General features: G+C 72.0%; 24 protein-coding genes and 1 tRNA gene. 14 read left to right on the top strand and 11 right to left on the bottom strand.

Going from position 1 to position 24225, the window contains the following annotated elements; all coding sequences use genetic code 11:
* The first annotated feature begins 17 nt into the window (after positions 1–17).
* Together AMK33_RS16625 and AMK33_RS16630 are read left to right on the top strand one after the other, a co-directional pair.
* Complete coding sequence (locus tag AMK33_RS16625) at positions 18–764, top strand: molybdopterin-dependent oxidoreductase (RefSeq protein WP_073933607.1); 747 nt, start codon at positions 18–20, stop codon at positions 762–764.
* Positions 748–1371: a cytochrome b/b6 domain-containing protein gene (locus AMK33_RS16630; protein WP_073933608.1), complete on the top strand. Its 624-nt coding sequence runs from the start codon at positions 748–750 to the stop codon at positions 1369–1371. Before AMK33_RS16625 ends, AMK33_RS16630 begins: the two co-directional genes overlap by 17 nt.
* An 80-nt stretch (positions 1372–1451) precedes the next feature.
* Here AMK33_RS16630 and AMK33_RS16635 read toward each other — a convergent pair whose 3' ends face one another.
* Both AMK33_RS16635 and AMK33_RS16640 read right to left on the bottom strand, forming a co-directional pair.
* Entirely contained in the window at positions 1452–2849 is a 1398-nt protein-coding gene (locus AMK33_RS16635; RefSeq protein WP_073933609.1) for a GntT/GntP/DsdX family permease, read from the bottom strand.
* Between the two features lie 83 nt (positions 2850–2932).
* Positions 2933–3451 carry a gluconokinase gene (locus AMK33_RS16640; RefSeq protein ID WP_073933610.1) on the bottom strand — a complete coding sequence of 173 codons (519 nt, stop codon included), beginning with the start codon at positions 3449–3451 and terminating at the stop codon, positions 2933–2935.
* Positions 3452–3588: 137 nt separating this feature from the next.
* Here AMK33_RS16640 and AMK33_RS16645 point away from each other — a divergent pair, with 137 nt between their 5' ends.
* Both AMK33_RS16645 and AMK33_RS16650 read left to right on the top strand, forming a co-directional pair.
* Complete coding sequence (locus AMK33_RS16645) at positions 3589–4290, top strand: FadR/GntR family transcriptional regulator (RefSeq protein WP_073933611.1); 702 nt, start codon at positions 3589–3591, stop codon at positions 4288–4290.
* A gap of 39 nt (positions 4291–4329) precedes the next feature.
* The gene (locus tag AMK33_RS16650; RefSeq protein ID WP_073933612.1) at positions 4330–5151 is read left to right on the top strand and encodes a DUF1963 domain-containing protein; all 822 of its coding nucleotides are present in this window, start codon (positions 4330–4332) and stop codon (positions 5149–5151) included.
* A gap of 20 nt (positions 5152–5171) precedes the next feature.
* On the opposite strand, the gene AMK33_RS16655 is transcribed toward AMK33_RS16650, so the two are convergent.
* Together AMK33_RS16655 and AMK33_RS16660 are read right to left on the bottom strand one after the other, a co-directional pair.
* Positions 5172–5546, bottom strand: coding sequence for a YchJ family protein (locus AMK33_RS16655; protein ID WP_107425128.1), 375 nt, complete (start codon positions 5544–5546; stop codon positions 5172–5174).
* Between the two features lie 63 nt (positions 5547–5609).
* A tRNA-Leu gene (locus AMK33_RS16660) sits at positions 5610–5694 on the bottom strand.
* Positions 5695–5897: 203 nt separating this feature from the next.
* Between AMK33_RS16660 and AMK33_RS16665 the strand changes: the two genes are divergently transcribed.
* The 3 genes from AMK33_RS16665 (at position 5898) to AMK33_RS16675 (ending at position 8676) form a co-directional block, all read left to right on the top strand.
* Positions 5898–7223, top strand: coding sequence for a M20/M25/M40 family metallo-hydrolase (locus AMK33_RS16665; RefSeq protein WP_073933614.1), 1326 nt, complete (start codon positions 5898–5900; stop codon positions 7221–7223).
* Between the two features lie 152 nt (positions 7224–7375).
* The gene (gene chpH / locus AMK33_RS16670) at positions 7376–7609 is read left to right on the top strand and encodes a chaplin ChpH (RefSeq protein WP_030867217.1); all 234 of its coding nucleotides are present in this window, start codon (positions 7376–7378) and stop codon (positions 7607–7609) included.
* 167 nt (positions 7610–7776) lie between these two features.
* Positions 7777–8676 carry a chaplin gene (locus AMK33_RS16675; protein WP_073933615.1) on the top strand — a complete coding sequence of 300 codons (900 nt, stop codon included), beginning with the start codon at positions 7777–7779 and terminating at the stop codon, positions 8674–8676.
* Between the two features lie 72 nt (positions 8677–8748).
* Here AMK33_RS16675 and AMK33_RS16680 read toward each other — a convergent pair whose 3' ends face one another.
* Positions 8749–8937, bottom strand: coding sequence for a DUF5703 family protein (locus AMK33_RS16680; protein WP_026085313.1), 189 nt, complete (start codon positions 8935–8937; stop codon positions 8749–8751).
* Positions 8938–8984: 47 nt separating this feature from the next.
* On the opposite strand from AMK33_RS16680, the gene AMK33_RS16685 reads away from it, so the two are divergent.
* Positions 8985–9671: a hypothetical protein gene (locus tag AMK33_RS16685; protein ID WP_073933616.1), complete on the top strand. Its 687-nt coding sequence runs from the start codon at positions 8985–8987 to the stop codon at positions 9669–9671.
* 60 nt (positions 9672–9731) lie between these two features.
* On the opposite strand, the gene AMK33_RS16690 is transcribed toward AMK33_RS16685, so the two are convergent.
* Together AMK33_RS16690 and AMK33_RS16695 are read right to left on the bottom strand one after the other, a co-directional pair.
* The gene (locus tag AMK33_RS16690; RefSeq protein ID WP_073933617.1) at positions 9732–11795 is read right to left on the bottom strand and encodes an ATP-dependent DNA helicase; all 2064 of its coding nucleotides are present in this window, start codon (positions 11793–11795) and stop codon (positions 9732–9734) included.
* Positions 11792–12778 carry an aldo/keto reductase gene (locus AMK33_RS16695; RefSeq protein ID WP_073933618.1) on the bottom strand — a complete coding sequence of 329 codons (987 nt, stop codon included), beginning with the start codon at positions 12776–12778 and terminating at the stop codon, positions 11792–11794. Before AMK33_RS16695 ends, AMK33_RS16690 begins: the two co-directional genes overlap by 4 nt.
* 905 nt (positions 12779–13683) lie before the next feature.
* Here AMK33_RS16695 and AMK33_RS16700 point away from each other — a divergent pair.
* Both AMK33_RS16700 and AMK33_RS16705 read left to right on the top strand, forming a co-directional pair.
* The gene (locus AMK33_RS16700; RefSeq protein ID WP_073933619.1) at positions 13684–14739 is read left to right on the top strand and encodes an LLM class F420-dependent oxidoreductase; all 1056 of its coding nucleotides are present in this window, start codon (positions 13684–13686) and stop codon (positions 14737–14739) included.
* Positions 14740–14956: 217 nt separating this feature from the next.
* A complete protein-coding gene (locus tag AMK33_RS16705; protein WP_073933620.1) occupies positions 14957–15745 on the top strand; it encodes a ferritin-like domain-containing protein in 789 nt (262 codons plus the stop codon).
* A 42-nt stretch (positions 15746–15787) separates the two neighbouring features.
* Here AMK33_RS16705 and corA read toward each other — a convergent pair whose 3' ends face one another.
* Positions 15788–16783, bottom strand: a complete 996-nt coding sequence (corA, locus tag AMK33_RS16710; RefSeq protein ID WP_073933867.1) for a magnesium/cobalt transporter CorA — start codon at positions 16781–16783, stop codon at positions 15788–15790.
* A gap of 62 nt (positions 16784–16845) precedes the next feature.
* Between corA and AMK33_RS16715 the strand changes: the two genes are divergently transcribed.
* The 4 genes from AMK33_RS16715 to mshC all read left to right on the top strand — a co-directional run bounded on the left by AMK33_RS16715 (position 16846) and on the right by mshC (position 20567).
* Positions 16846–17532, top strand: coding sequence for a histidine phosphatase family protein (locus tag AMK33_RS16715; RefSeq protein ID WP_073933621.1), 687 nt, complete (start codon positions 16846–16848; stop codon positions 17530–17532).
* Between the two features lie 89 nt (positions 17533–17621).
* Positions 17622–18212 carry a DUF3090 domain-containing protein gene (locus AMK33_RS16720; RefSeq protein ID WP_073933622.1) on the top strand — a complete coding sequence of 197 codons (591 nt, stop codon included), beginning with the start codon at positions 17622–17624 and terminating at the stop codon, positions 18210–18212.
* On the top strand, positions 18176–19009 hold the full coding sequence (locus AMK33_RS16725) for an SCO1664 family protein (protein WP_201263035.1): 834 nt from the start codon (positions 18176–18178) through the stop codon (positions 19007–19009). Before AMK33_RS16720 ends, AMK33_RS16725 begins: the two co-directional genes overlap by 37 nt.
* A 328-nt stretch (positions 19010–19337) precedes the next feature.
* The gene (mshC, locus tag AMK33_RS16730) at positions 19338–20567 is read left to right on the top strand and encodes a cysteine--1-D-myo-inosityl 2-amino-2-deoxy-alpha-D-glucopyranoside ligase (protein WP_073933624.1); all 1230 of its coding nucleotides are present in this window, start codon (positions 19338–19340) and stop codon (positions 20565–20567) included.
* Between the two features lie 57 nt (positions 20568–20624).
* On the opposite strand, the gene AMK33_RS16735 is transcribed toward mshC, so the two are convergent.
* The 3 genes from AMK33_RS16735 to AMK33_RS16745 form a co-directional block, all read right to left on the bottom strand.
* The gene (locus tag AMK33_RS16735) at positions 20625–21671 is read right to left on the bottom strand and encodes a PAC2 family protein (protein ID WP_073933625.1); all 1047 of its coding nucleotides are present in this window, start codon (positions 21669–21671) and stop codon (positions 20625–20627) included.
* Between the two features lie 126 nt (positions 21672–21797).
* Positions 21798–22469, bottom strand: a complete 672-nt coding sequence (locus AMK33_RS16740) for a FadR/GntR family transcriptional regulator (RefSeq protein WP_073933626.1) — start codon at positions 22467–22469, stop codon at positions 21798–21800.
* Positions 22470–22601: 132 nt separating this feature from the next.
* Positions 22602–24218, bottom strand: coding sequence for a glycerol-3-phosphate dehydrogenase/oxidase (locus AMK33_RS16745; protein ID WP_073933627.1), 1617 nt, complete (start codon positions 24216–24218; stop codon positions 22602–22604).
* Positions 24219–24225 lie beyond the last annotated feature (7 nt).

The raw sequence follows: 24225 nt of genomic DNA on the forward strand, positions 1-24225 counted from the left end.
GGTGCTCGAATGGAGAAGTGAACTCCGAACAGCCGCCGCAGCTCCCCGACGAGGGGGACGCGCGGGGCAAACCCATCGGCCGCCGCGTCCTCCTCGGCACCCTCGGCCTGGGCGCCCTCGGCGTGGTCACCGCGCCCACCCTCCAGCGCGGCCTGGAATCCTTCCTCGCCGGAGCCTCCGACAAGGACCCCACCGGTCTGACCGGACTGCTCCCCAACGGCGGCGGCTTCCGCTACTACTCCGTCACCTCGTCCGTCCCGCGGAAGAACGCCGACACCTACCGCCTCACGGTCGACGGCCTCGTCGACCGCCCCACCTCCTACACCCTGGCCGGACTGAAGGCCCTGCCGCAGACCCGCATGGTCCGGGACGTCCAGTGCGTCACCGGCTGGCGGGTGCCGGACACGCCGTTCGAGGGTGTGCGCCTGTCCCGGCTCCTGGACGCCGCGGGAGTGCGCCCTTCGGCCGGGGCGGTGCGCTTCACCTGCTTCGACGGCGCGTACTCCGAGAGCCTCACCCTCGACCAGGCCCGCCGCGCCGACGTCCTGGTCGCCCTGCGCATGCGGGACGAGGACCTCGGCCACGCCCACGGCGGCCCGGTCCGCCTCTACGTGGCCCCGATGTACTTCTACAAGTCCGCCAAGTGGCTCTCCGGCATCACCGTCACCGAGGACGTCGAACCCGGCTACTGGGAGGAGCGCGGCTACGACATCGACGCCTGGGTCGGCCGCTCGAACGGACGCGAAGATGAGCCTACGGACTGACACCCCGCCCGCCGCCACCGCCGTACGGCGCTTCGGCCGCGCCGAACGCCGGGTGCACCGCACCACGGCCGTACTGATGGGCGTCTGCGTCTTCACGGCCGCCTGCCTCTACGTCCCCCAGCTCGCCCAGCTCGTGGGCCGCCGCGCCCTCGTCGTCACCCTCCACCAGTGGTCCGGGCTCGCTCTCCCCGTCCCCGTCCTCGTCGGTCTCGCCTCCCGCGCCTTCCGAGCCGACCTGGGCCGCCTCAACCGCTTCGGCCCGCACGACCGCACCTGGCTGCGGGCCGCCCTGCGCCGCGACAGGCGCCCCGCGTCCCGCCCGGCCGGCAAGTTCAACGCGGGACAGAAGATCTACGCGGCCTGGATCGCGGGCGCCACACTGGTCATGCTCGGCACCGGACTGCTGATGTGGTTCACCCACCTCACCCCGCTGGTGTGGCGCACCAGCGCCACCTTCGTCCACGACTGGCTGGCGCTGACCATCGGCATCGTCCTCGCCGGGCACATCGGCATGGCCCTGGCGGACCCCGAGGCCCGCCGCGGCATGCGCACGGGCTCCGTCGGCCGCGACTGGGCGGAGCGCGAACACCCGCTGTGGCGCCCCTGAAACCGCGGCGCCCCTGAAACGACACGGGCCCACCCGCGCCCCGAGGGGGAGCGGGTGGGCCGTACGCGTCCGGTCTTCGGCTAAATGATCAGCGACAGCAGCAGCACCAGGGCACCGGCGACCACCGAGATGATCGTCTCCATGATCGACCAGGTCTTGATCGTCTGCCCGACGTTCAGCCCGAAGTACTCCTTCACCAGCCAGAACCCGGCGTCGTTGACATGGCTGAAGAACAGCGAACCGGCACCGATCGCCAGCACCAGCAGGGCCGCGTGCGTGGTCGACATGTCGGCCGCCAGCGGCGCCACCAGACCGGCCGCCGAGACGGTCGCCACCGTCGCCGAACCGGTCGCCAGCCGGATCGCCACCGCGATCAGCCAGGCCAGCAGCAGCGCCGGGATCGACCAGTCCTCGGAGATCTCCAGGATCATCTGACCCACACCGGTGTCGATCAGGGTCTGCTTGAAGCCACCGCCCGCGCCGACGATCAGCAGGATGCCCGCGATCGGCGCGAGACTCTTCTCGACCAGCTGCTGCATCCGCTCCTTGCTGAACCCGGCGGGCATGCCGAGCGTGAAGATGCCGACCAGCACGGCCGCGAGCAGCGCGATCAGCGGGGAGCCGATCACGTCGAACACGCGCTGGACGTTGTGCTCGGGGTCGTCGATGACGATGTCGACCAGCGCCTTGGCCAGCATCAGCACGACCGGCAGCAGGATCGTGGCCAGCGTCGCGCCGAAGCTCGGACGCTTCTCCAGGTCCTCGGAGGGCCGCTGCGGGATCATCCGCTCCGGGGCCGGGACGTCCACCCAGCGGGCGGCGTACTTCGAGAACAGCGGACCGGCGATGACGACCGTCGGTATCGCGACGAGCACGCCCAGCGCCAGCGTCACACCGAGGTTGGCGCCGACGGCGTCGATCGCGACCAGCGGACCGGGGTGCGGCGGCACCAGACCGTGCATCACGGAAAGACCGGCGAGCGCCGGGATGCCGATGCGCATCAGGGAGTAGTTGCCGCGCTTGGCGACCATCAGCACCACCGGGATCAGCAGCACCACGCCGACCTCGAAGAACAGCGGCAGACCGATCACCGAGGCGATCAGCACCATCGCCCACGGCATGGAACGGCCGCTCGCCCTGGCGAGGATGGTGTCGACGATCTGGTCGGCGCCGCCGGAGTCGGCGAGCATCTTGCCGAGGATCGCGCCGAGGGCGATCAGCACGCCCACACCGGCGACGGTGGAGCCGAGTCCGGCACTGAAGCTGGTGATGACCTTGTCGAGCGGCGCGCCGGCGAAGGCGCCGAGCGCCAGCGTCCCGATGGTCAGGGACAGGAAGGCGTGCAGCTTGAACTTGGTGATGAGCAGGACGATGACGGCGATGCCCAGGAGCACGGCGATGCCCAGCTGGGCGTGGCCGGCCGAGGTGATCGACTCGGGTGCGTCCGCTGCCAGCATCTCAACGCTGAGTCTGGTCACGGTGGTTCCCTTGTTTCTACGGGGGAGGGGAGAAGACCGGGGGGGGTGGGGGCGCCCCGGGAAATGGGGGTCCGGTCAGGGACCTACGCGGTCGGCTCGGGGAGGGCGTCCAGGGCGGCGGCCGCCCGTGCGCTGATCTCCTCGGGGCTGCCCGCCACGTCCACGGCGACCCCGGCCTCGTCCGGCTCCAGCGGCTGGAGCGTGGCGAACTGGGAGTCGAGCAGCGCCGTGGGCATGAAGTGGCCCTGCCGGTGCGACATCCGGTCCTCGACGAGCGCGCGGTCACCGGAGAGGTGCACGAAGACCACACCGGGCGCGGCGGCCCGCAGCCGGTCGCGGTACGACCGCTTCAGCGCCGAGCAGCTGACCACCCCGCCGAGACCGGCCCGTCCGTGCGCCCAGTCGCCGATGGCGTCGAGCCAGGGCCACCGGTCGTCGTCGGTGAGCGGGGTACCGGCCGACATCTTGGCGATGTTGGCCGGCGGGTGGAAATCGTCGCCCTCGGCGTACGGGACGCCGAACCGGGCCGCGAGCAGGGGACCGATGGTGGTCTTCCCGGTGCCCGCGACGCCCATGACCACGACGACATGGGGGGTGTTCATCGCTGCCTCACTGTCTGATGTCTTCGTCGACACGTGATGTCGACGCAACTGAAGCTCATTAGGTACGACGAATTCAAGAGCCTGTGACATATAAGTCTGACTTTTTATTCCCGTGACCCGCCCCGTACTCTGAGTGCATGAGCACCACGGGCCGGGGGCTGCACGGCCGCGTACTGGACACCCTCGGCCCCGAGATCACCGCCGGCGAGTACCCGCCCGGCAGCGTCCTGCGCACCGACGAACTCGCACAGCGTTTCGACGTGTCGCGCTCCGTGATGCGCGAGGTCGTCCGCGTCCTGGAGTCCATGCACCTGGTCGAGTCCCGGCGCCGCGTCGGCGTGACGGTCCTGCCGGCCCACGAGTGGAACGTGTACGACCCCCAGGTCATCCGCTGGCGCCTGGCCGGTGCGGACCGCCCCCGCCAACTGCGCTCCCTCACGGTGCTGCGCTCGGCGATCGAGCCCGTCGCGGCGGGCCTGGCCGCCCGCTACGCCACTCCCGAGCAGTGCGCCGAACTCACCGAGTGCGCCCTCGGCATGGTCGCCAACTCCAGCGGTCACCGCCTGGAGGGCTACCTCTTCCACGACGTGGCGTTCCACCGCGTGATCCTGACCGCCTCCGGCAACGAGATGTTCGCCCGCCTCGGCGACGTCGTCGCCGAGGTGCTGTCCGGCCGCACCCACCACGACGTGATGTTCGAGGACCCCGACCCCGCCGCCGTCACCCTGCACGTCCAGCTCGCGGAGGCGGTCCGCGAACGCGACGCCGCCCGCGCGGAGAAGCTGACCCGCGAGATCACCGAGGGCGCCCTCCAGGAACTGGACATCCTGGCGCCCTGACGGCCGTACGGTGTCGGACCCCGGCGCTAGGTTTCTCGCATGAACCCCGAGAGACTCCAGAAGCTGGACCGCGTCCGTGAGAAGGCACTCGCGCGCGGCGTACCGTCCGGCGAGGTGGAGAGGTGGCTGGACGCCGCCCGCCCGTGCGCGACCCTCGTCCCGCACGGGGACGGACCGGTCGTGGGCCGCTTCGGCGGACCGGCACTGCTCCCCGCCGGCTTCCCCGACCTCCCGAAGCGCACCTACCTGATCGCGTCCCTGGACCTCCCGGCGCTGCCCGCGGACGCGACGACGCTGCCCCTGCCGCGCGACGGCGCGCTCCTGCTGTTCGCCCGTTCCTACGACGAGGGCCTGGACGCGGGCGGCGAGGCGGTGTACGTCCCGGCCGGGACACCCGTCGAGGAACGCCCGCTGGATTCCGGCCGCGCGCCGGGCGACGCGTGGGAGGGCCTGGACTCGGGCCTGCGGAGGGCGGGGGAACTACGGCTGCGGTACGACGTCTCCCTGCCCGACAACGAATCCCTCTTCGACCCCGCCGAACACCCCCACGCCCCGGCCCTGCGCGGCGCCTGGAACGACGTGCGGCACGAGGACCGGCACCTCCTCGGCGCCTCGCGCCTCCAGCTCGACGGCTACTCCACCGACCCCTACGGTGAGACCGACCTCGTCACCTGCGCCGCGTGGAGGGAAGCCGACAGGACGGGGAGGCCTCCCCGCCCCGAGGCCTGGGCCCTCCTCGCCCAGTGGTACGGATTCGCGTACATCGCCGGTGACGTCTACTGGACGATCACCCGGCAGAACGCGGCGGAGCGGCGTTTCGACGAGGCGACGGTCCTGGGATTCTTCGAAGGACAGGGGTGAACCCCACCCCGGCACGGGGACTACTCCGGGAACTCCCCGTCGACGTACACCCACGCCCCGTCGACCCGCTCGAACCGGCTGCGCTCGTGCAGCGAGCCGCCCCGGTAGGAGGCCCGGAAGGTCACCGTCCCGGTGGAGTGGAAGGCGGACCCGCCGTCGGTGTCCAGGATCTCCAGCCCGGTCCATCGCATCCCGGGATCGAAGTCGATCCGCTCCGGCCGCGTCCTCGGATGCCAGCTCCGCAGCAGATACGCGCCGTCCTGCCGCACGAACGCGCAGTACCGCGACCGCATCAGCCGCTCGGCGGTGGGGGCGGCGGCGGTCCCGCTGTGGAACCGGCCACAGCATGCCTCGTACGGCTCGGGGAGCCCGCAGGGGCAGGAACGTGTGGTCATGGTCGGCCTCCGCGACAACGCCCGAGGGCCGCGACCTCGTGGTCGCGGCCCTCGGGCTTCATGTGTCCGAGGGGGGACTTGAACCCCCACGCCCGATAAAGGGCACTAGCACCTCAAGCTAGCGCGTCTGCCATTCCGCCACCCGGACAAGGTGTCTGTCGCGCGGGGTTTCCCCCGTGGCGACGACGTAAACATTACCAGGTGTTCCGGGGTGGCCGATCACCCCCGCCCGGCCGCGCCGTCGTGTGAACGGCGTATGACGGGCCGGGCCGGGTCTTGGGGCGCGCCCGCGGGGGAGAGAGGATGAGGGGACGACCCACCAGCGGGAACACCAGCAGCGGGAGGAAGCACGTGAGCGAGACGGACACGGCCAGGAGCGTCACCGGTGAGGACGAGGTCGTGGACCTCTGCCGCGAGCTGATCCGGATCGACACCAGCAACTACGGCGACCACTCGGGCCCCGGCGAGCGCAAGGCGGCCGAGTACGTCGCCGAGAAGCTCGCCGAGGTGGGCCTGGAACCGCGGATCTTCGAGTCGCACCCGGGACGCGCCTCCACGGTGGCCCGGATCGAGGGCGAGGACCCGTCCCGGCCCGCGCTGCTCATCCACGGCCACACTGACGTCGTACCGGCCAACGCCGACGACTGGACCCACCACCCCTTCTCCGGCGAGATCGCCGACGGATGCGTGTGGGGGCGCGGCGCCGTCGACATGAAGGACATGGACGCGATGACCCTCGCGGTCGTCCGCGACCGGCTGCGCAGCGGCCGCAAGCCCCCGCGCGACATCGTCCTCGCCTTCCTCGCGGACGAGGAGGCCGGCGGCACGTACGGCGCCCGCCACCTGGTCGACAACCACCCACACCTCTTCGAGGGCGTCACCGAGGCGATCAGCGAGGTGGGCGGCTTCTCGTTCACCGTCAGCGAGCAGCGCCGCCTGTATCTGATCCAGACGGCCGAGAAGGGCATGCACTGGATGAAGCTGACCGTGGCCGGCACCGCCGGGCACGGGTCGATGATCCACCGCGACAACGCCATCACCGAGCTGTCGGAGGCCGTCGCGCGCCTCGGCCGGCACAAGTTCCCCGTCCGCGTCACAAAGACGACCCGGGCCTTCCTCGACGAACTGGGCGACGCCCTCGGGACCGAGCTCGACCCGGAGAACATGGAGGGGACCCTCGCCAAGCTCGGCGGCATCGCCAAGCTCATCGGCGCGACGCTGAGCAACACCGCCAATCCCACCCAGCTGGGCGCGGGCTACAAGGTCAACGTCATCCCGGGCGAGGCGACCGCGCACGTGGACGGCCGGTTCCTGCCCGGACACGAGGAGGAGTTCCTCGCCGACCTCGACCGGATCCTCGGTCCGAAAGTGCGGCGCGAGGACGTCCACTCCGACAAGGCCGTCGAGACCACGTTCGACGGAGCCCTCGTGGACGCGATGCAGTCCGCGCTGGTGGCCGAGGACCCGGCCGCGAAGGCCGTCCCGTACATGCTCTCCGGCGGGACGGACGCCAAGTCCTTCGACGACCTCGGCATCCGGGGCTTCGGCTTCGCGCCCCTCAAGCTGCCCCCGGAGCTGGACTTCGCGGGCATGTTCCACGGGGTCGACGAACGGGTTCCGGTGGACGGCCTGAAGTTCGGTGTGCGGGTGCTCGACCGCTTCATCGACGCCTCCTGAGACGGTTACCCGATGAACTCAATAATCGGGCAGACGTACGGAGTTGACTGGGAAGAGTGAATGCGACGATAAGCTCGTAGCCTCATTACTCCGTCCTCGTTAGCCGTGATGTGATCCGCGACTTTGGATCGCTTTGCCAACAAGGAGGAATAATGCTGAAGAAGGTCGTCGCCGTCGCTGCCGCCACCGGTGGTCTGGTTCTCGCGGGCGCGGGCATGGCCGCCGCCGACTCCGGCGCCCAGGGTGCCGCCGTGCACTCCCCGGGTGTCCTTTCCGGCAACGTCGTGCAGGCCCCGATCCACGTCCCCGTGAACGTCTGCGGCAACACGATCTCCGTGATCGGGCTGCTGAACCCCGCCTTCGGCAACGTCTGCATCAACAAGTGACGTTGTGTCTCGCCCTCTAGGGCATGCCCGCTGAGGGCTCGAGCCCGTCGGCCCCGGAGCGCGCGCCATGCGCTCCGGGGCCGACCGGTCTCATCGAACGTCGGAACACCGGGAATCCGTCGGAACACCGATTCCCGGCACCAGGTCGAAGGCAGGGATTTTCAGCAATGCGACAGGTCACCCGCAAGGGCCTGATGACGATGGCGGCCGCCACGGGCGTACTCGCCGCCGCGGGCGGGGCCGCCCACGCCGACTCCGGCGCCACGGGCCACGCCGCCGGCTCACCCGGCGTGCTCTCCGGGAACACGGTGCAGGCACCGGTGCACGTCCCGGTGAACGTCTGCGGCAACACGGTCAACGTCATCGGCGTCCTCAACCCGTCCGTGGGGAACTCCTGTGCCAACCAGAGTGGCCCCTCCTCGGACGGTCACGGCGGTTCGCACGCCGACGGGTACACCGAGGGCTCACCCGGCGTGATCTCTGGGAACACGGTGCAGGCACCGGTGCACGTCCCGGTGAACGTCTGCGGCAACAGCGTCAACGTCCTCGCCGCCGGCAACGCCGCCGAGGGCAACGACTGCGCGAACCAGGGCGGCTCGTCCTCGTACGGTTACGGCGACTCCGGCGGCCACGGCGGTTCGCACGCCGACGGGTACGCCGAGGGCTCGCCCGGCGTGGGCTCCGGCAACCACATCCAGGCACCGATCCACGTGCCGGTGAACGTCTGCGGCAACAGCGTCGACGTCCTCGCCGCCGGCAACGCCACCGAGGGCAACGACTGCGCGAACGGCGGCTCGGACCACGACACCCCAGGGCAGCCCGGCGACCCCGGCAGCCCCGAGTACCCCGGTGACGAGCCGGGCACCCCGGACACCCCGGACGACCGCACCCCGGACCGCCCGTCGACCGGCGACCAGCCGGGCGCCCACCCCCTCACCCAGCCCCGGCACGACGCGCAGCTCGCGCAGACCGGCAGCGAGCTGCCGATGGGCCTCGTCCTGCCCGTCGGCGCGGGCGCGCTGCTCGCCGGCGCGGTCCTCTACCGCAAGGCACGGACCGCCGCGTGACACCGGACACACGGAGCGGACCCCGCGACCGCGGGGTCCGCTCCGTGTGTGATTCCGGTCGGGCGTCGAAGATCACCAGGTGGCGCGCACCTGGCGGATGATCCGCCTCCGCAGCCGCACCCTGCGACTGCCGTCACGCATCAGCGTCAGGCGGTACAACTCCCAGTGACCGTACTCTGCATGGTCCGTCAGCAGACGTGCCGTCTCCTTGCGGGAGACCCCGCGCGGTACGTGCACGTCGACAAATTCGTATTCCGGCATCGCATCTATTGTGCGGGCCGGGCCCCGGTACGGATAGCGTCTGCACTATGTCTGATGCTGCGCAGCCCACCGCTGCCGAGGTACGCGCCGCCGCCGAGGCGGTCAAGACCGCGCTCGACCGCCACCTGGCCGCGGTCGAACGCCGGTCGGGAGAGGACGACCCGGCCGTCTACGAGGCGTTCAACCAGCTGGCCGCGGCCGCGGAGGCGTACGACGAACTGCTCTACGACCGCTACGACGAGGTCACCCCCTTCGAGATCCCCGGCGCGGAGGACGCGCAGCCGTACACCGGTCCCGAGGAACCGACCGCGCTCAGCGTGCTGATCCGCCGCGACTACGCCGTCGTGGAACCCCAGCGGCTGCGCGCGCACGCCCAGCGGATCGAGGCGGCGGACGACGAGACCTCGGAGGCGTCGGGCACCGTCCACGGCGCGCTCGGCCTGCTGTTCGGCGAGTTCGAGCCGGACGAGATCGCCTCCCGGCACAAGGAGTTCGGGCTGGAGGAAGGCGACTCCACGCTCTGGGTGACGGCATCGGACGACCCCGCGGAACCCGGCGAGTGGCTGGAGGCGCCGTTCGAGCAGGTGGACCCGCAGCAGGTGGTGTGCCGCTTCGACGTCAGCGCGGTCTTCGACGACGACGAGGACCTCGACGACGAGGAGGACCTGGAGGACGAGCTGGACCCGAGCCTGGACGAGGACGGGGACCTGGAACCCCTCGACGCGGACCGCTGACCGCAACCGCCCCGCACGGCGGCGGCACCCACGGTGCCGCCGCCCGCGCACGGGGCGGGATCAGCCCTCCGCCACCGGAACCTGCGGGGCCAGCAGCACCGGCAGCCGGGTGGTCCGCGGCTTCGCCGTCACCTCGGCCACGGCGCGCGGCAGCGCCTGCTCCACGCCGTGCACCACGGACAGATGCCGGTCGGCCCTGCTGAACGCCGTGTACACCCAGGGCCGGCTCAGCGCCTGCACGGCGTCACCGGGCAGCACCGCGACCACCGCGGGCCACCGGCAGCCCACCGCCTGGTGCGCGGTCAGCGCCCACCCGTGCCGCACGGACGACTCCACCCGCTCCCTCGGTACGACGACCTCCTCACCCCCGCACTCCAGGTGCAGCCCCTCGCCGTCGGCCCGCACCACGCGGCCCGGCAGCGTACGCCCCGGAGCGGGGGAGTAGGCGACCCGGTCACCCGGATCGAACCCGCCGAAGCGCCCCGGCCCCGGATTCAGCCGCTCCTTCAGCGCCGTGTTCAGCGCACGCGTCCCCACCGCGCCCCCGTGCCCCGGAGTGATCACCTGGGTCTCCTCGGCCGGCACCCCGATCGCGCGCGGCACGGAGTCCACCACCAGCTGCACGGTCCGGTGCACGGCCTCTCCCGCGTCCCGCACCGGCACGATCACGACCTCCTTGCCGGGCGCCGCCACCTGGTTCAGCTCGCCGACACCGATCCCCGAGACCAGCTCGCCCAGCGGTCCGGGATCCGGCCGCCGTGAGGCGATCTGCGGGCAGAGCCGCGCCGCCAGCAGATCCGCGAACACCCGCCCGGGCCCCACCGACCACAGCACTCCCGGATCACCGGACAGCACCAGCCGCGCCCCGTCCGGCAGCGACTCCGTCACCAGCGCGGCGGTCTCCACATCCAGCTGCGGAGCGTCGAGCACCACCAGCAGATCCACGTCCAGCGCCCCGTCGGCGTCCCGCCCGGGCCCCTCGGCACCGGACAGCAGCCCCGCGACGGTGGCGACCCCGGCCCCCTCGGCCAGGCCCGCGAACCGGGCACGCCCCACCGGACCGTGGGCGGCGGCCCAGACCCGCAACCCCAGACCCCGCGCGGCGCTCACCAGCGCCGCCGGCTCGGCCAGCGAGGCCTCCCCACCGGTGTGCAGCACCAGCCCGTGCCCGGCGACCGCCCGGATCAGCTCACCCGCGGAACCCTCCGCCGAGGCGGCCGCGCGCTCCCACTCCGCACCCGCGCCGTCCCGCCCGGTCACGGAGTTGATCAGCCGGCCCAGCCCGTCGGCCAGACTCTCCTCGGCCAGCGCATACCGCTCCAGCCCCAGCAGCACCCGAACCGGCCGCTCCTCGTCCTCCCCGGCGTCACCGGCTTCGCCGACGGCGTCCTGGAAAACGAGCACGTCCCCCTCCGAGATGGCGTTCTGCACGGCCTCCTCGGGCTCCGGCACCCCCTGCCGCCCCAGCGCGGCGACCAGCGTGGCCATCTCCAGCACGGTGTGCCCGGCGAGCGCGGCCTGCTCCAGCAGCCACACGGTGACCGCCCGCCCCCGCCGCTCGTCGTCCGGCCCGGCCCCGGTGCCGAGCAGCGCACGGGCGAATCCGTCCGCCTGTTCGGGCCGCACCCCGGGAACCCGCAGCAACTGCCAGGGATCGGCGCGCAGCACGTCGGCGCCCCCGTCCCCGAAGACGCCGGCGGCCTGGACGGCGAGCCCCTCCGGCGCACCCCCCTGAACCAGCACCCCCCGCACGTCCTCGACTGCACCGGCGGCCGGAACCACCGGGCCGGGGGCCGCCTCCGGTGCCCGCCGCACGGGTTCGGGAGCGGGCCGCCGCGGCGCGGGCCCGGCCTCCTCGAACACGGTGGCGGCCGGCTTCTCACCGCTCTCCACGGCCCGCACGGCGGCCAGCAGATCCGCGGCCGTGCCGCTCAGCTTGCCGCCGGCCTCGATCGGGCCCTCCCGCTCCGCCTTCCGCCGCTCGATCCGCTCCCGCTCCACACGCTGCGCGGCCAGCTCCGCCTCGGCCTCGGACACCTGCGCGCCCTCGGACACCTGCGCGCCCTCGGCGGGCGTCCCCGGCTCCTCGGCGTCCTCCGCGGTCTCGGGCGGCTCCGTGCTCACAGCGTGCTCCAGTCGTGATCGGGATAGCGGTGCACGGGCGCCGACACATCGTCGAGCGCCCGGCAGATCTCGTCAGGAAGATTAAGCGCCTCCACTGACAATGCCGCCGTGAGCTGCTGCGCGGTGCGCGCGCCGACGATGGGGGCGGCCACACCGGGACGGTCACGGACCCATGCGAGGGCCACCTGCAGCGCGGTCACGGCGAGCCCGTCCGCCGCCGTGGTCACGGCGTCCACGATGCGACTCGCCGTGTCGTCGAGATACGGCGCGACGAACGGGGCGAGATGCTCCGAGGCGCCCCGGGAGTCCACCGGCGCGGCGTCGTTGCGGTACTTGCCGGTCAGCACGCCCCGTCCGAGAGGCGAGGACGGCAGCAGTCCGATTCCCAGATCGAGTGCGGCGGGAAGAACCTCCCGCTCCACGCCCCGCTGGAGCAGCGAGTACTCCATCTGCGTGCTCGCCAGCCGGGTCCGCGCGCCCGGCGCGGCGAGCTGCCAGGTCGCCGCCTTGGCCAGCTGCCAGCCGCAGAAGTTGGAGACGCCGGCGTAGCGCACGCGCCCGCTGCCGACGGCGATGTCGAGCGCCTCCAGCGTCTCGTCCAGCGGGGTGGCGGGGTCGTAGGCGTGGACGTGCCACACGTCGACGTAGTCGGTGCCGAGGCGGGCGAGCGAGGCGTCCAGGGCGGAGAGCAGATGGCCGCGCGAGCCGTCGAACCGGCGGTCCGGGTCGGGTACGCTCCCGGCCTTCGTCGAGATGACGAGGTCCCGGCGGGGTACGAGCCCCTCCATCAGCTTGCCGAGCAGGTACTCGGACTCTCCGTCGCCGTACACGTCGGCGGTGTCGACGAGGGTCCCGCCGGCTTCCCAGAAGGTCTTCAAGAGGTCCGCGGCGTCGTGCTCGTCGGTGTCCCGACCCCAGGTCAGAGTCCCGAGCCCGATCCGGGACACACGCAGGCCGGTACGGCCGAGATGCCTCTGCTCCATGAACGCCGAGATTACTGGCCAGAGCGTTTGGTGTGGGGGGCCTGTGGACAACGGATTTCCGAGCCGCCGGACGTTTGTACGAGCCCCGGCGCTCTGCGGGTGCCCTGTGCTGGTGTGGGCCGGGGGTGCACGGCCCGGCGTGCTGTGCGGGGTGCCCCGGCGTTGGTGCGGGCCGGGGGGTGTTCGCGCAGCCCGGCGCCTGCGGGGTGCCTCCCCCACTCTCGGCTTCTCCCCCACTCTCGGCTTCGCTCGAGCGGGAGGTACCCCCCATGAGCGGGAGGTACCCCCACCGCCCACCCGTGCCGCCCCTGGGGGTACCTCCCAGGCCCTTAAGGCACTGGGGGAGGCACGACTGCCCGCGGAGGGCGGGGACGGAGGCACGGCTGCCCGCGGATCGCGGCGCGCAGGGCACGGAATGCGGGGCGTGGGCGCGTACGGTCCGGAGCGCGTGCCACGGTGGGCGCACCGCAGCCGCCCGCTGCGGGAAGGGGACGGGGCGGGGGTGGCCGCCCGCAGTGGCTGGCGCGTCCGCGCCCCGCACCTCTCCGAGGAACCCCATCGCGCCAGTCCGAGGACGGACACCCCCGACGCGGCCCCGCCCCACCCACCGACCGCAGGCGCTACCCCAGCCCTCACCGGACCGAAAGCGGCGCCGCAGGCATAAAACCCGAGCCCCCACCGGACCGAAAGCTGCGCCGCAGGCATAAAACCCGAGCCCCCACCGGACCGAAAGCTGCGCCGCAGGCATAAAACCCGAGCCCCCACCGGACCGAAAGCTGCGCCGCAGGCACAAGACCCGCACCCCCACCGGGGGCGAACAGCGGCGCCGCAGGCACCCCACCCACCCACCGGAGGTATATGGTCTCCGCACAAGCGACGTTACTCATCGGTAAGGGGAGACGGCCATGCAGCTAGGGATCAACCTCGGCTACTGGGGTGCCGGAATGGACGCGGACAACCTCGCCGTGGCCCAGGAGGCAGACCGCCTCGGATACGCCGTCTGCTGGGCCGCGGAGGCCTACGGCTCCGACGCCGCCACCGTACTCACCTGGGTCGCCGCCCAGACCCACCGCATCGACGTCGGCTCGGCCATCTTCCAGATCCCCGCCCGCCAGCCCGCGATGACCGCGATGACGGCCGCCACCCTGGACTCCCTCTCCCAGGGCCGCTTCCGCCTAGGCCTCGGCGTCTCCGGCCCCCAGGTCTCCGAGGGCTGGTACGGCGTCAAGTTCGACAAGCCCCTCGCCCGCACCCGCGAGTACGTCGAGATCATCCGCAAGGCCATGACCCGAGAGCGCCTCACCCACGACGGCGAGCACTGGACCCTCCCCCTCCCCGACGGCCCCGGCAAGCCCATCAAGCTCACCGTGCACCCCCACCGAGAGCACATCCCCCTCTACATCGCGGCCATCGGCCCGAAGAACCTCGAACAGACCGGCGAGATCGCCGACGGCGCCCTGCTGATCTTCCCCTCCGCCGACCACCTCGAGGACACCGCCGTCAAGCACCTCCGCGCGGGCCGCGAGAAGGCCGGCAAGACCCTCGACGGCTTCGACATCTGCCCCACCGTCCCCCTCGCCGTGGGCGACGACAAGGACGTCACCACCCTCGCCGACACCTTCCGCCCCTACACCGCGCTGTACGTCGGCGGCATGGGCAGCCGCAAGCAGAACTTCTACAACCAGCTCGCCCGACGCATGGGCTACGAAAGCGAAGCAGCCGAGATCCAGGACAAGTACCTCACCGGCGACAAGCAGGGCGCGGCAGCAGCCGTCCCCCACGACCTGATCGACCAGACGACGCTCCTCGGCTCCGTCGACCGCATCGCCGACCGGATGAAGGCCTACGCCGCCGCCGGAGTCACCACCCTCACCCTCGCCCCGGCCGGCTTCACGCTCGACGAGCGCCTGGCGTCGCTCCGCGCCGGCACCGAGGCCCTGGAACGCGCGGGCCTCGCATAGTCCTCACGGCCGTGGTGGGGGCTCGGGGGTCCACCCCGCCACGGCCGTCACCCACACCAACGCCAGCCGGCCCGTCCGGTTACGCTCCCGCGCCCCCACCCCGTACTCCTTTCGGCGGAGTTGCCCGACACACCTGTTGCCGCCCCCGCCCCCGCGCATTTGACTCTCTCTTTGCGGAACTTCGGAACCGCGAAAGCCCGCGGAGAGGTGGCCCACCATGCTTTCGGCCAAGAGTCTGTTCCAGGAGATCCTCGACAACGACGAGTCCTTCGCCCTGTTCTGCTCCATCGCCGCGAGCGGCGAGTCCCAGGGCGGCTGGGAGAACGCCCGGATCGCCGCGCTGGTCCCCGAGGCCCAGCGCGAACTCGCCCCCAAGATCACCAGGCACGGCGCCGACGAGGACAAGCACGGCCGCATCTTCAACGCCCTGATGAGGAAGCGCGGCCTGAAACCCGTCCCGGTCCCCCCGGAGACCGACTACACGATGCTCCTCGAGAACCAGGGCATCGGTCTGGCCCACGACCAACTGAAGCGCGACGAACCGCTCACCGTGCAGGACATCGTCACCTACCTCGCCCACAGCAGGGTCACCGAACAACGCGCCTCCGAGCAGATGGACCTGCTCCGCAAACACTTCGCCGACCACCCCGACCTCGGCCGCGCGGTCAGGATGATCTCCGACGACGAGGACAACCACCTCGCCTACTGCCACGAGGAACTGCTGCGCTTCGCGTACGCCGGACACGGCCGCGCGATCCAGCGCACCCTGCGCGCGTGCGCGCTCGCGGAGATCCGCGTCTACCGGGACGTCAGCCTGGCGGTGATGGCCCACATGGGCCGCATCCTCGGCTGGCCCAGGCCCAAGGCGGCGGTCCTCGCGGCAGGCATCCGCGCGGTGTACGCGTACGAACGCCTGGGCGGCTGGCGGCGCATGGTCTCCCTCAGGATGCCCGACCGCCGCAACGCGCTCGGCGGCCCCGCGACCCCGGAACCGGAGCTCGCGTGACCGGTCACAGACCACCGGTCACAGGCCACCGGCACAGCCCCGTCACATCCACCCCCGCCGCTTGAACAACCGGAACAACAGCACCTCCAGCGCCACCATCACCACGATCACCACCGGATACGACCACTCCCACCGCAGCTCCGGCATGTGCTCGAAGTTCATCCCGTAGATCCCCGCGAGCATCGTGGGGATCGCGGCCATGGCAGCCCAAGCGGAGATCTTCCGCATGTCGTCGTTCTGCCGCACGCTCATCTGCGCCAGATGCGCCGAGAGGATGTCCGAGACCAGCCGGTCCAGCCCCTCCACGGACTCGTTCACCCGGGTGAGGTGGTCGTGCACGTCACGGAAGAAGGGCCGCGCCCTGTCCTCCACGAACGGCACCCCCGCCCCGTACGAGCCCACCCCCGCCAGCCGCGTCATCGGCAGCGCCAGCGGCCCGGTCGCGCGGCGGAACTCCAGGATCTGCCGCTTGAAGTTGTAGATCCGGGAGGCGGTGTGCCGCGACCCCCCGCCGTCGGGGGTGAAGACCTCCGCCTCCAGCTCCTCCAGGTCGGTCTGCAGCTCGGTCGCCACGTGCAGGTAGTGGTCGACGACGGCGTCGGCGATCGCGTACAGCACCGACGTCGGCCCCTCGCCCAGCAGCTCGGGCTCCCGCTCCAGCCGCCGCCGTACGGCTTTGAGCGGCGTGCCCTCGCCGTGCCGTACGGTCACCACGAAGGAGTCACCGAGGAAGATCATGACCTCGCCGGAGGAGACCGTGTCGCTCCGCGGCTCGTACACGACCGGTTTCAGCACCACGAAGAGCGAGTCGTCGTACACCTCCAGCTTGGGCCGTTGATGGGCCTTGAGGGCGTCCTCGACGGCCAGCGGATGCAGACCGAACTCCTGCGTGACCAGGTCGAACTCGTCCGCCGTCGGCTCGTGCAGCCCGATCCAGACGAACCCCCCGGCCGACCGCGCCTCGTCCAGCGCGTCGGAGAAGTCCTGAGGCCCCTCCGACCGATGCCCCTCCCGGTAGATGGCACAGTCGACGATCACGAAGCGCACTCTCCTCTCTCTCGACGGACACCACACCCGCGCGTACGCCTACCCTGGGCCGCATGCCCACGTTGCTCCTGGTCCGGCACGGACGTTCCACCGCCAACACCGAGGGACTGCTCGCCGGGTGGACGCCCGGTGTAGCCCTCGACGACCGCGGTGCCGCCCAGGCCGCCGCACTGCCCGGACGGCTCGCCGAGCTGCCGCTGGCCGAGATCGTCACCAGCCCGCTCCAGCGCTGCCGGGAGACGGTCCGACCGCTGCTGGAAGAACGTCCCGGCCTCACCCCGCACACCGACGACCGCATCGGCGAGTGCCACTACGGCGACTGGTCGGGCCGCAAACTCGTCGAGCTCAAGGACGAGCCCCTGATGGAGGTGGTGCAGGCGCACCCGTCGGCGGCGGCGTTCCCCGGCGGGGAGTCCATGCGCGCGATGCAGACACGCGCCGCCGAGGCGGTGCGCGAGTGGAACGCGCGCGTGGAGCGCGATCACGGCGCCGACGCCGTGTACCTCATGTGCTCGCACGGCGACATCATCAAGTCTCTCGTCGCGGACGCACTCGGACTTCATCTCGACCTCTTCCAGCGGATCGCCGTTGAACCGTGTTCCATCACCGCGATCCGTTACACACGGCTGCGTCCCTTTCTCGTCCGCCTCGGCGACACCGGTGACTTCGCGTCCCTGGCGCCGCGCGAGGAACCGCCGGCCGGTGACGCCACGGTCGGGGGCGGCGCGGGCGCACCGTGATCGTCGGGCGCAGTAGGGTGAAGCGGTCGCAGTAGTGCGTCCCCGTTCACACAGCCGCCCGTACCCACGACTCTCAATGGAGACAGGACGTGTCCCGTCAGGTGTTCCTCTACGACCAACCGGAACGTTTCGTGGCCGGCACGGTCGGACTGCCAGGGCGCCGTACGTTCTTCCTCCAGGCCTCCGCCGGCTCCCGGGTGACCAGCGTGGCCCTGGAGAAGACCCAGGTCGCGGCGCTCGCCGAGCGGATGGACGAACTGCTCGACGAGGTCGTGCGCCGCAGCGGCGGCAGCGCCGCCGTGCCCGCGATGACGCCGGCCGAGACCACCGACAGCGCCCCGCTGGACACCCCCGTGGAGGAGGAGTTCCGCGTCGGCACCATGGCGCTCGCCTGGGACGGCGAGGAGCAGCGCATGATCGTCGAGGCGCAGGCGCTCGTCGAACTCGACGCCGACTCCGAGGAGGACCTCGCCGAGGCCGAGGAGCGGCTGCTCCAGGACGAGGAGAACGGGCCCCCGATGCTCCGAGTCCGGCTCACCGGCGCGCAGGCCCGGGCCTTCGCCAAGCGCGCCCTCGACGTCGTCAACGCCGGGCGGCCGCCGTGCCCGCTGTGCAGCCTCCCGCTCGACCCGGAAGGACACGTATGTCCGCGCCAGAACGGATACCGCCGCGGAGCGTGACGGCCGCCGACCCGGCCGCCGCCGTGCTGCTCGCCGAGGGCGAGCTGACCGTGCGCGGACGCATCCGTGAGGCGTCGAACGCGGCGCTGTACTGCACCGTCACCCACGAGGGACGCGAGGCCGCCTGCATCTACAAGCCGGTCGCCGGGGAGCGGCCCCTGTGGGACTTCCCCGACGGCACGCTCGCCGGGCGGGAGGTCGCCGCCTACGCGGTCTCCGAGGCGACCGGCTGGGGCCTCGTCCCGCCCACCGTGCTCCGCGACGGCCCCTACGGCGAGGGCATGTGCCAGCTGTGGATCGAGACGGCGCCCGGCGCGGAACTCCTCGCCCTGGTCGACGGCGAGGAACCGGAGCCGGGCTGGAAGGCGATCGGCTTCGCCGAGGTCGGCGAGGGCCGCACCGCGCTGCTCGTGCACGCCGACGACGAGCGGCTGCGCCGGCTCGCCGTGCTCGACGCGGTGGTCAACAACGCCGACCGCAAGGGCGGGCACCTGCTGCCCACCGCCGAGGGCCTGCTGTACGGCATCGACCACGGGGTCACCTTCAACGCCGAGGACAAGCTCCGCACCCTCCTGTGGGGCTGGGCGGGGGAGCCCCTGACCGCGGAGGCGCTGGACGTCCTCAAGGGCCTCAGAACGGCCCTCACCGACACCGGAGCCCTCACCACCGCCCTGACCCCCCTCATCACCCGCGCGGAGATCGACGCCACCCGCGCACGCGTCGAAACCCTCCTCACCACCGGCACCCACCCACAACCGGGCGGCGACTGGCCGGCCATCCCCTGGCCCCCGGTCTGAACGGGACGGCGGCCCGTCCGGAACGGGATGGCGGCCCGTCCGCAACAAGACCGGCAGCCCGTCCGGAACGAGATCGGCAGCCCGTCCGGAACGGGACGGCAGCTGGTCCGGAACGGGACGGCGGCCCGTCCGCAACGAGACCGGCAGCTGGTCCGCAACGAGACCGGCAGCCCGTCCGGAACGGGACGGCAGCCCGTCCAGAACGAACCGGCGGCCCGTCCGCAACGAGACCAGCAGCACGCCGGACGCCACGGCGCAAGAGCGCCTTCCCGGTCATCCGGCCTGCTCCCGTTCGTTTTCCGAACCGCGGTCCGGTTAGGCTCATGACATGCATGCCTGGCCCGCTTCCGAGGTCCCCGCCCTGCCCGGTCAGGGCCGCGACCTGAGGATCCACGACACCGCGACCGGGGGCCTGATCGCCTCCGATCCCGGTCCCGTCGCCCGTATCTACGTCTGCGGCATCACTCCCTACGACGCCACCCACATCGGACACGCGGCGACCTACAACGCGTTCGACCTCGTGCAGCGCGTGTGGCTCGACACCAAGCGGCAGGTTCACTACGTCCAGAACGTCACCGACGTCGACGACCCGCTGCTGGAGCGGGCCGACCGGGACGGCCTCGACTGGGCCGAGCTCGCCGAGCGTGAGACCGCGCTGTTCCGTGAGGACATGACGGCCCTGCGGATGCTGCCCCCGCGCCAGTACATAGGCGCCGTGGAGGCGATACCCGGCATCGTCCCCCTCGTCGAACGGCTGCGTGACCTCGGCGCGACCTACGAGATCGACGGCGACGTCTACTTCTCCGTCGAGTCCGACCCGCACTTCGGCCAGGTCTCGAACCTCGACGCCGCCGCCATGCGGCTGCTGTCCGCCGAACGCGGCGGCGACCCGGACCGTCCGGGCAAGAAGAACCCCGTCGACCCGATGCTCTGGATGGCCGCCCGCGAGGGCGAGCCGAGCTGGGACGGCGGCTCCCTCGGCCGGGGCCGACCCGGCTGGCACATCGAGTGCGTGGCCATCGCCCTCGACCACCTCGGCATGGGCTTCGACGTCCAGGGCGGCGGTTCCGACCTGGTCTTCCCGCACCACGAGATGGGCGCCTCGCACGCCCAGGCGCTCACCGGCGAGTTCCCCATGGCGAAGGCGTACGTCCACGCCGGCATGGTCGCCCTGCACGGCGAGAAGATGTCCAAGTCCAAGGGCAACCTGGTCTTCGTGTCCCGGTTGCGGCGTGAGGGCGTGGACCCGGCGGCGATCCGGCTGGCGCTGCTCGCCCACCACTACCGTGCCGACTGGGAGTGGACCGACCAGGTCCTCCAGGACGCCGTGACCCGCCTCGGCCACTGGCGTGCCGCGGTCTCCCGCCCCGACGGTCCGCCCGCCGAGGCGCTGGTCGAGGAGATCCGCGAGGCGCTGGCCAACGATCTGGACGCCCCGGCCGCGCTGGCCGCCGTCGACCGCTGGACCGTCCTCCAGGAGGAGAGCGGCGGCACGGACACCGGCGCGCCCGGTGTCGTCTCCCGCGCGGTGGACGCGCTGCTCGGCGTGGCGCTGTAACCGGACGTGACGACGAAGGGGCGCCCCGTTCACAACGGGGCGCCCCTCCGCTTTCGCTCAGTCCTCCGACGACTCGTCGCCACCCGAGCCCGAGTCCGAGTCCGAGCCCGGGTCCAGACCCGAGTCCGAACCCGGGCCCGAACCAGGGCCCGTCTCCGGCTTCGGCGGCCTCGGCGGACGGTTGCGCCCGCCCGGACCCTCCCGCCGGTACGGCGCACCGTCCGAGCCGTCCGCCGTGGCATGCCCGCCGGGCGGACCCGACGCCCCGTCACGGCGCCGCAGATAGCGCTCGAACTCGCGGGCGATCGCCTCGCCCGACGCCTCCGGCAGCTCGGCGGTGTCCCGGGCCTCCTCCAGTGTCTGGACGTACTCGGCCACCTCGCTGTCCTCCGCGGCCAGTTGGTCCACACCCACCTGCCAGGCACGCGCGTCCTCGGGCAGCTCGCCCAGCGGGATCCGCACGTCGATCAGGTCCTCCAGGCGGTTCAGGAGGGCCAGCGTGGCCTTCGGGTTGGGCGGCTGCGACACATAGTGCGGGACCGCCGCCCACAGCGACACCGCGGGCACACCCGCGTGCGTGCACGCCTCCTGGAGGATGCCGACGATGCCCGTGGGACCCTCGTACTTGGTCTCCTCCAGGTCCATGCGGCGGGCCAGGTCCGGGTCGGACGTGGTCCCGCTGACCGGGACCGGCCGGGTGTGCGGGGTGTCACCGAGCAGCGCGCCCAGCACGACCACCAGCTCCACGCCGAGTTCGTGCGCGAAGCCGAGGATCTCGTTGCAGAACGAACGCCACCGCATGGACGGTTCGATGCCGCGGACCAGCACCAGGTCGCGCGGTTTCTCGCCGCCGACCCGGACCACCGACAGCCGCGTCGTCGGCCAGGTGATCCTGCGGACCCCGCCGTCCATGAACACCGTGGGGCGGTTCACCTGGAAGTCGTAGTAGTCCTCGGCGTCCAGCGCCGCGAACACCTCGCCCTTCCACTCCCTGTCCAGATGCGCGACCGCGGTGGAGGCGGCGTCACCGGCATCGTTCCAGCCCTCGAACGCGGCCACCATGACCGGGTCGATCAGCTCGGGAACCCCCTCGAGCTCGATCACCCAGCGCCTCCTTCCGACGTGCCCTCGCGTACGCCCCAACCTTACGGCGTGCCCACGGGGCGCCCGCAGCCCCCTCACAAGGGGAGTGACCCCATCACTGCCCCGTAGTGCGCCGGGAAACACCCTTCACAGCGTGGACCGCAGCCACTGCTCCACGCTGGCGATGTGCACCGTCGCCCAGGACCGCGCCGCCTCCGCGTCCCGGTCCCGCAGGGCGGCGAGGATGGCCCGGTGCTCGCGCAGGGTGCGGCCGACCGAGTCCTTCTGGGTGAGCCCGCGCCAGATCCGGGCCCGGGTGGTGGGACCGGACAGACCGTCGAGCAGGGAGCACAGCACGGAGTTGCCGCAGCCGCGCACGATGCCCCGGTGGAACTCCAGGTCGGCGGCGACCAGGTCCTCCACCGACGGCTCGTCGCCGAGCCCGTCCAACTGCTCCGACAGCGCGTCCAGTTGCTCCTCGCCGATCCTGGTGGCCGCGAGGGCCGTCGCGGCCGGCTCCAGGATGCGGCGTACGGCGAGGAACTCCAGGACCGTGTCGTCGCGGTGGAAGTCGACGACGAAACTCAGCGCCTCCAGCAAGAGTTGCGGGTCGAGACTGGTGACGTAGGTGCCGTCGCCCTGCCGCACGTCCAGGATGCGGATCAGCGACAGGGCGCGCACCGCCTCGCGCAGCGAGTTGCGGGACAGCCCCAGCTCGGCCGCCAGCTCGCTCTCCTTGGGCAGCCGGGCGCCGGGACGCAGCGCACCCGAGACGATCATCCCCTTGATCTTCTCGATCGCCTCGTCGGTCACTGCCATACCGCGCCTCCCTGCGGGCCAGACCTCCGATGTATCCAGCCCATTATGTACGGGCCGGGGGCGGCTCCGTCGGCGCGGAGCCGCCCCCGGCCCGTGTGCCGGCTCCCGTGCGGGGGAGCCGGGGACGGCGGGTCACTTCCTGTCGAGCAGCTCCTGCACGTCGGCGCGGACCTCGTCCGTGGCCAGGCCCCGGATCGTCAGCGTCGTACGGCGGCGCAGCACGTCGTCCGCGGTCTCCGCCCACTCGTGGTCCCGGGCCCAGACGACCTGCGCCCAGATCTCCGGGGCGTCCGGGTGGACGCGCCGGGCGAGCGCCGGGTCCTCGTTGGCCAGGCGGGCGATGTCGAAGGCCAGCGAACCGTAGTGGGTGGCCAGGTGCCTGGCGGTGTCCGCCGCCATGCGCGGGCCGGGCGCCGGGCCGTCGACCAGCAGCCGGTGGGCCACCGCGCGGGGGTTGGCCACGCCCGGCAGCGGCAGCTTCTTCGGCAGCGCGGCGACCGGCTCGAAGTCGTCGCCCAGCGGGTGGCCGGGCAGCGCCTGGAGCTTCTGCATCACCGTACGGCCGATGTGGCGGAAGGTGGTCCACTTGCCGCCCGCGACGGACAGCATCCCGCCCCGGCCCTCGGTGACGACGGTCTCCCGCTTGGCCTTGGCCGTGTCCCCGGGGCCGCCCGGCAGCACCCGCAGACCGGCGAAGGCGTACGTGATCAGGTCCCGGTCGAGCTGCTGGTCGCGGATGGAGAACGCGGCCTCGTCGAGTATCTGCGCGGTGTCCTTCTCGGTGACCGCGACGTCCGCCGGGTCGCCCTCGAACTCCTCGTCGGTGGTGCCGAGCAGCAGCATGTCCTCCCAGGGGAGGGCGAAGGTGATCCGGTACTTGTCGATCGGCGTGGCCAGCGCGGCCTTCCACGGCGAGGTCCGCTTCAGGACCAGGTGCGCGCCCTTCGACAGCCGGATGGACGGAGCGGCGTCCGGGTCCTCCATACGGCGCAGGTGGTCGACCCACGGACCGGTCGCGTTGAGCACGAGCCGGGCGTTCACCCCGAACTCGTCGCCCGAAAGACGGTCGCGCAGCTCGGCGCCGGTGACCCGGCCCCGGGTGAAGCGCAGGCCCGTCACCTCGGCGTGGTTGAGGACGACCGCGCCGGACTCGGCCGCCGCGCGGACCGTCATCAGCGCCATGCGCGCGTCGTTCATCTGGTCGTCGCCGTACACGGCCACGGCCTTGAGGTTGTCGGTGCGCAGCTCCGGCACGTCCTGCGCGGCCTTGGCCGGCGAGAGCAGGTGCCCGACGCCGTCGCCGAAGGCGGACAGCGCCGAGTACGCGAAGACACCGGCGCCGAGCTTCGCCGCGCCGTGCGGCCCGCCCTTGTACACGGGGAGGTAGAACGTGAGCGGGTTCGCCAGGTGGGGGGCCACCTGGCGGGAGACCGCACGGCGCTCGAAGTGGTTCTCCGCCACCAGCTTCACCGCGCCGGTCTGCAGGTAGCGCAGACCGCCGTGGAGCAGCTTGGAGGAGGCGGAGGAGGTGGCGCCGGCGAAGTCACCGGCGTCCACCAGGGCCACCCTGAGGCCGGACTGCGCGGCGTGCCAGGCGGTGGAGATGCCCAGGATGCCGCCGCCGATCACGAGAAGGTCGTACGACGCCTTGGAGAGCTGCTCCCGGGTCTCGGCACGGCTCGGGTTCGAGCCGGACGCCGGGTGTGTCCCCAGGGCAGGTACGGACTGCAGGGTGGACTGGGTGGTCATGGCGGTT

Origin of the sequence: Streptomyces sp. CB02400, assembly GCF_001905725.1 — a bacterium.
GTDB classification, from domain to species: domain Bacteria; phylum Actinomycetota; class Actinomycetes; order Streptomycetales; family Streptomycetaceae; genus Streptomyces; species Streptomyces atrovirens.

What these genes read in the sequence shown, in the direction of transcription:
- AMK33_RS16630 (WP_073933608.1), top strand. Translation starts at nt 748, where the DNA reads ATGAGCCTACGGACTGACACCCCGCCCGCCGCCACCGCCGTACGGCGC.
- AMK33_RS16640 (WP_073933610.1), bottom strand. Translation starts at nt 3,451, where the DNA reads ATGAACACCCCCCATGTCGTCGTGGTCATGGGCGTCGCGGGCACCGGG.
- AMK33_RS16645 (WP_073933611.1), top strand. Translation starts at nt 3,589, where the DNA reads ATGAGCACCACGGGCCGGGGGCTGCACGGCCGCGTACTGGACACCCTC.
- AMK33_RS16650 (WP_073933612.1), top strand. Translation starts at nt 4,330, where the DNA reads ATGAACCCCGAGAGACTCCAGAAGCTGGACCGCGTCCGTGAGAAGGCA.
- AMK33_RS16655 (WP_107425128.1), bottom strand. Translation starts at nt 5,546, where the DNA reads ATGACCACACGTTCCTGCCCCTGCGGGCTCCCCGAGCCGTACGAGGCA.
- chpH (WP_030867217.1), top strand. Translation starts at nt 7,376, where the DNA reads ATGCTGAAGAAGGTCGTCGCCGTCGCTGCCGCCACCGGTGGTCTGGTT.
- AMK33_RS16675 (WP_073933615.1), top strand. Translation starts at nt 7,777, where the DNA reads ATGCGACAGGTCACCCGCAAGGGCCTGATGACGATGGCGGCCGCCACG.
- AMK33_RS16680 (WP_026085313.1), bottom strand. Translation starts at nt 8,937, where the DNA reads ATGCCGGAATACGAATTTGTCGACGTGCACGTACCGCGCGGGGTCTCC.
- AMK33_RS16685 (WP_073933616.1), top strand. Translation starts at nt 8,985, where the DNA reads ATGTCTGATGCTGCGCAGCCCACCGCTGCCGAGGTACGCGCCGCCGCC.
- AMK33_RS16695 (WP_073933618.1), bottom strand. Translation starts at nt 12,778, where the DNA reads ATGGAGCAGAGGCATCTCGGCCGTACCGGCCTGCGTGTGTCCCGGATC.
- AMK33_RS16700 (WP_073933619.1), top strand. Translation starts at nt 13,684, where the DNA reads ATGCAGCTAGGGATCAACCTCGGCTACTGGGGTGCCGGAATGGACGCG.
- AMK33_RS16705 (WP_073933620.1), top strand. Translation starts at nt 14,957, where the DNA reads ATGCTTTCGGCCAAGAGTCTGTTCCAGGAGATCCTCGACAACGACGAG.
- AMK33_RS16715 (WP_073933621.1), top strand. Translation starts at nt 16,846, where the DNA reads ATGCCCACGTTGCTCCTGGTCCGGCACGGACGTTCCACCGCCAACACC.
- AMK33_RS16725 (WP_201263035.1), top strand. Translation starts at nt 18,176, where the DNA reads ATGTCCGCGCCAGAACGGATACCGCCGCGGAGCGTGACGGCCGCCGAC.
- mshC (WP_073933624.1), top strand. Translation starts at nt 19,338, where the DNA reads ATGCATGCCTGGCCCGCTTCCGAGGTCCCCGCCCTGCCCGGTCAGGGC.
- AMK33_RS16740 (WP_073933626.1), bottom strand. Translation starts at nt 22,469, where the DNA reads ATGGCAGTGACCGACGAGGCGATCGAGAAGATCAAGGGGATGATCGTC.
- AMK33_RS16745 (WP_073933627.1), bottom strand. Translation starts at nt 24,218, where the DNA reads ATGACCACCCAGTCCACCCTGCAGTCCGTACCTGCCCTGGGGACACAC.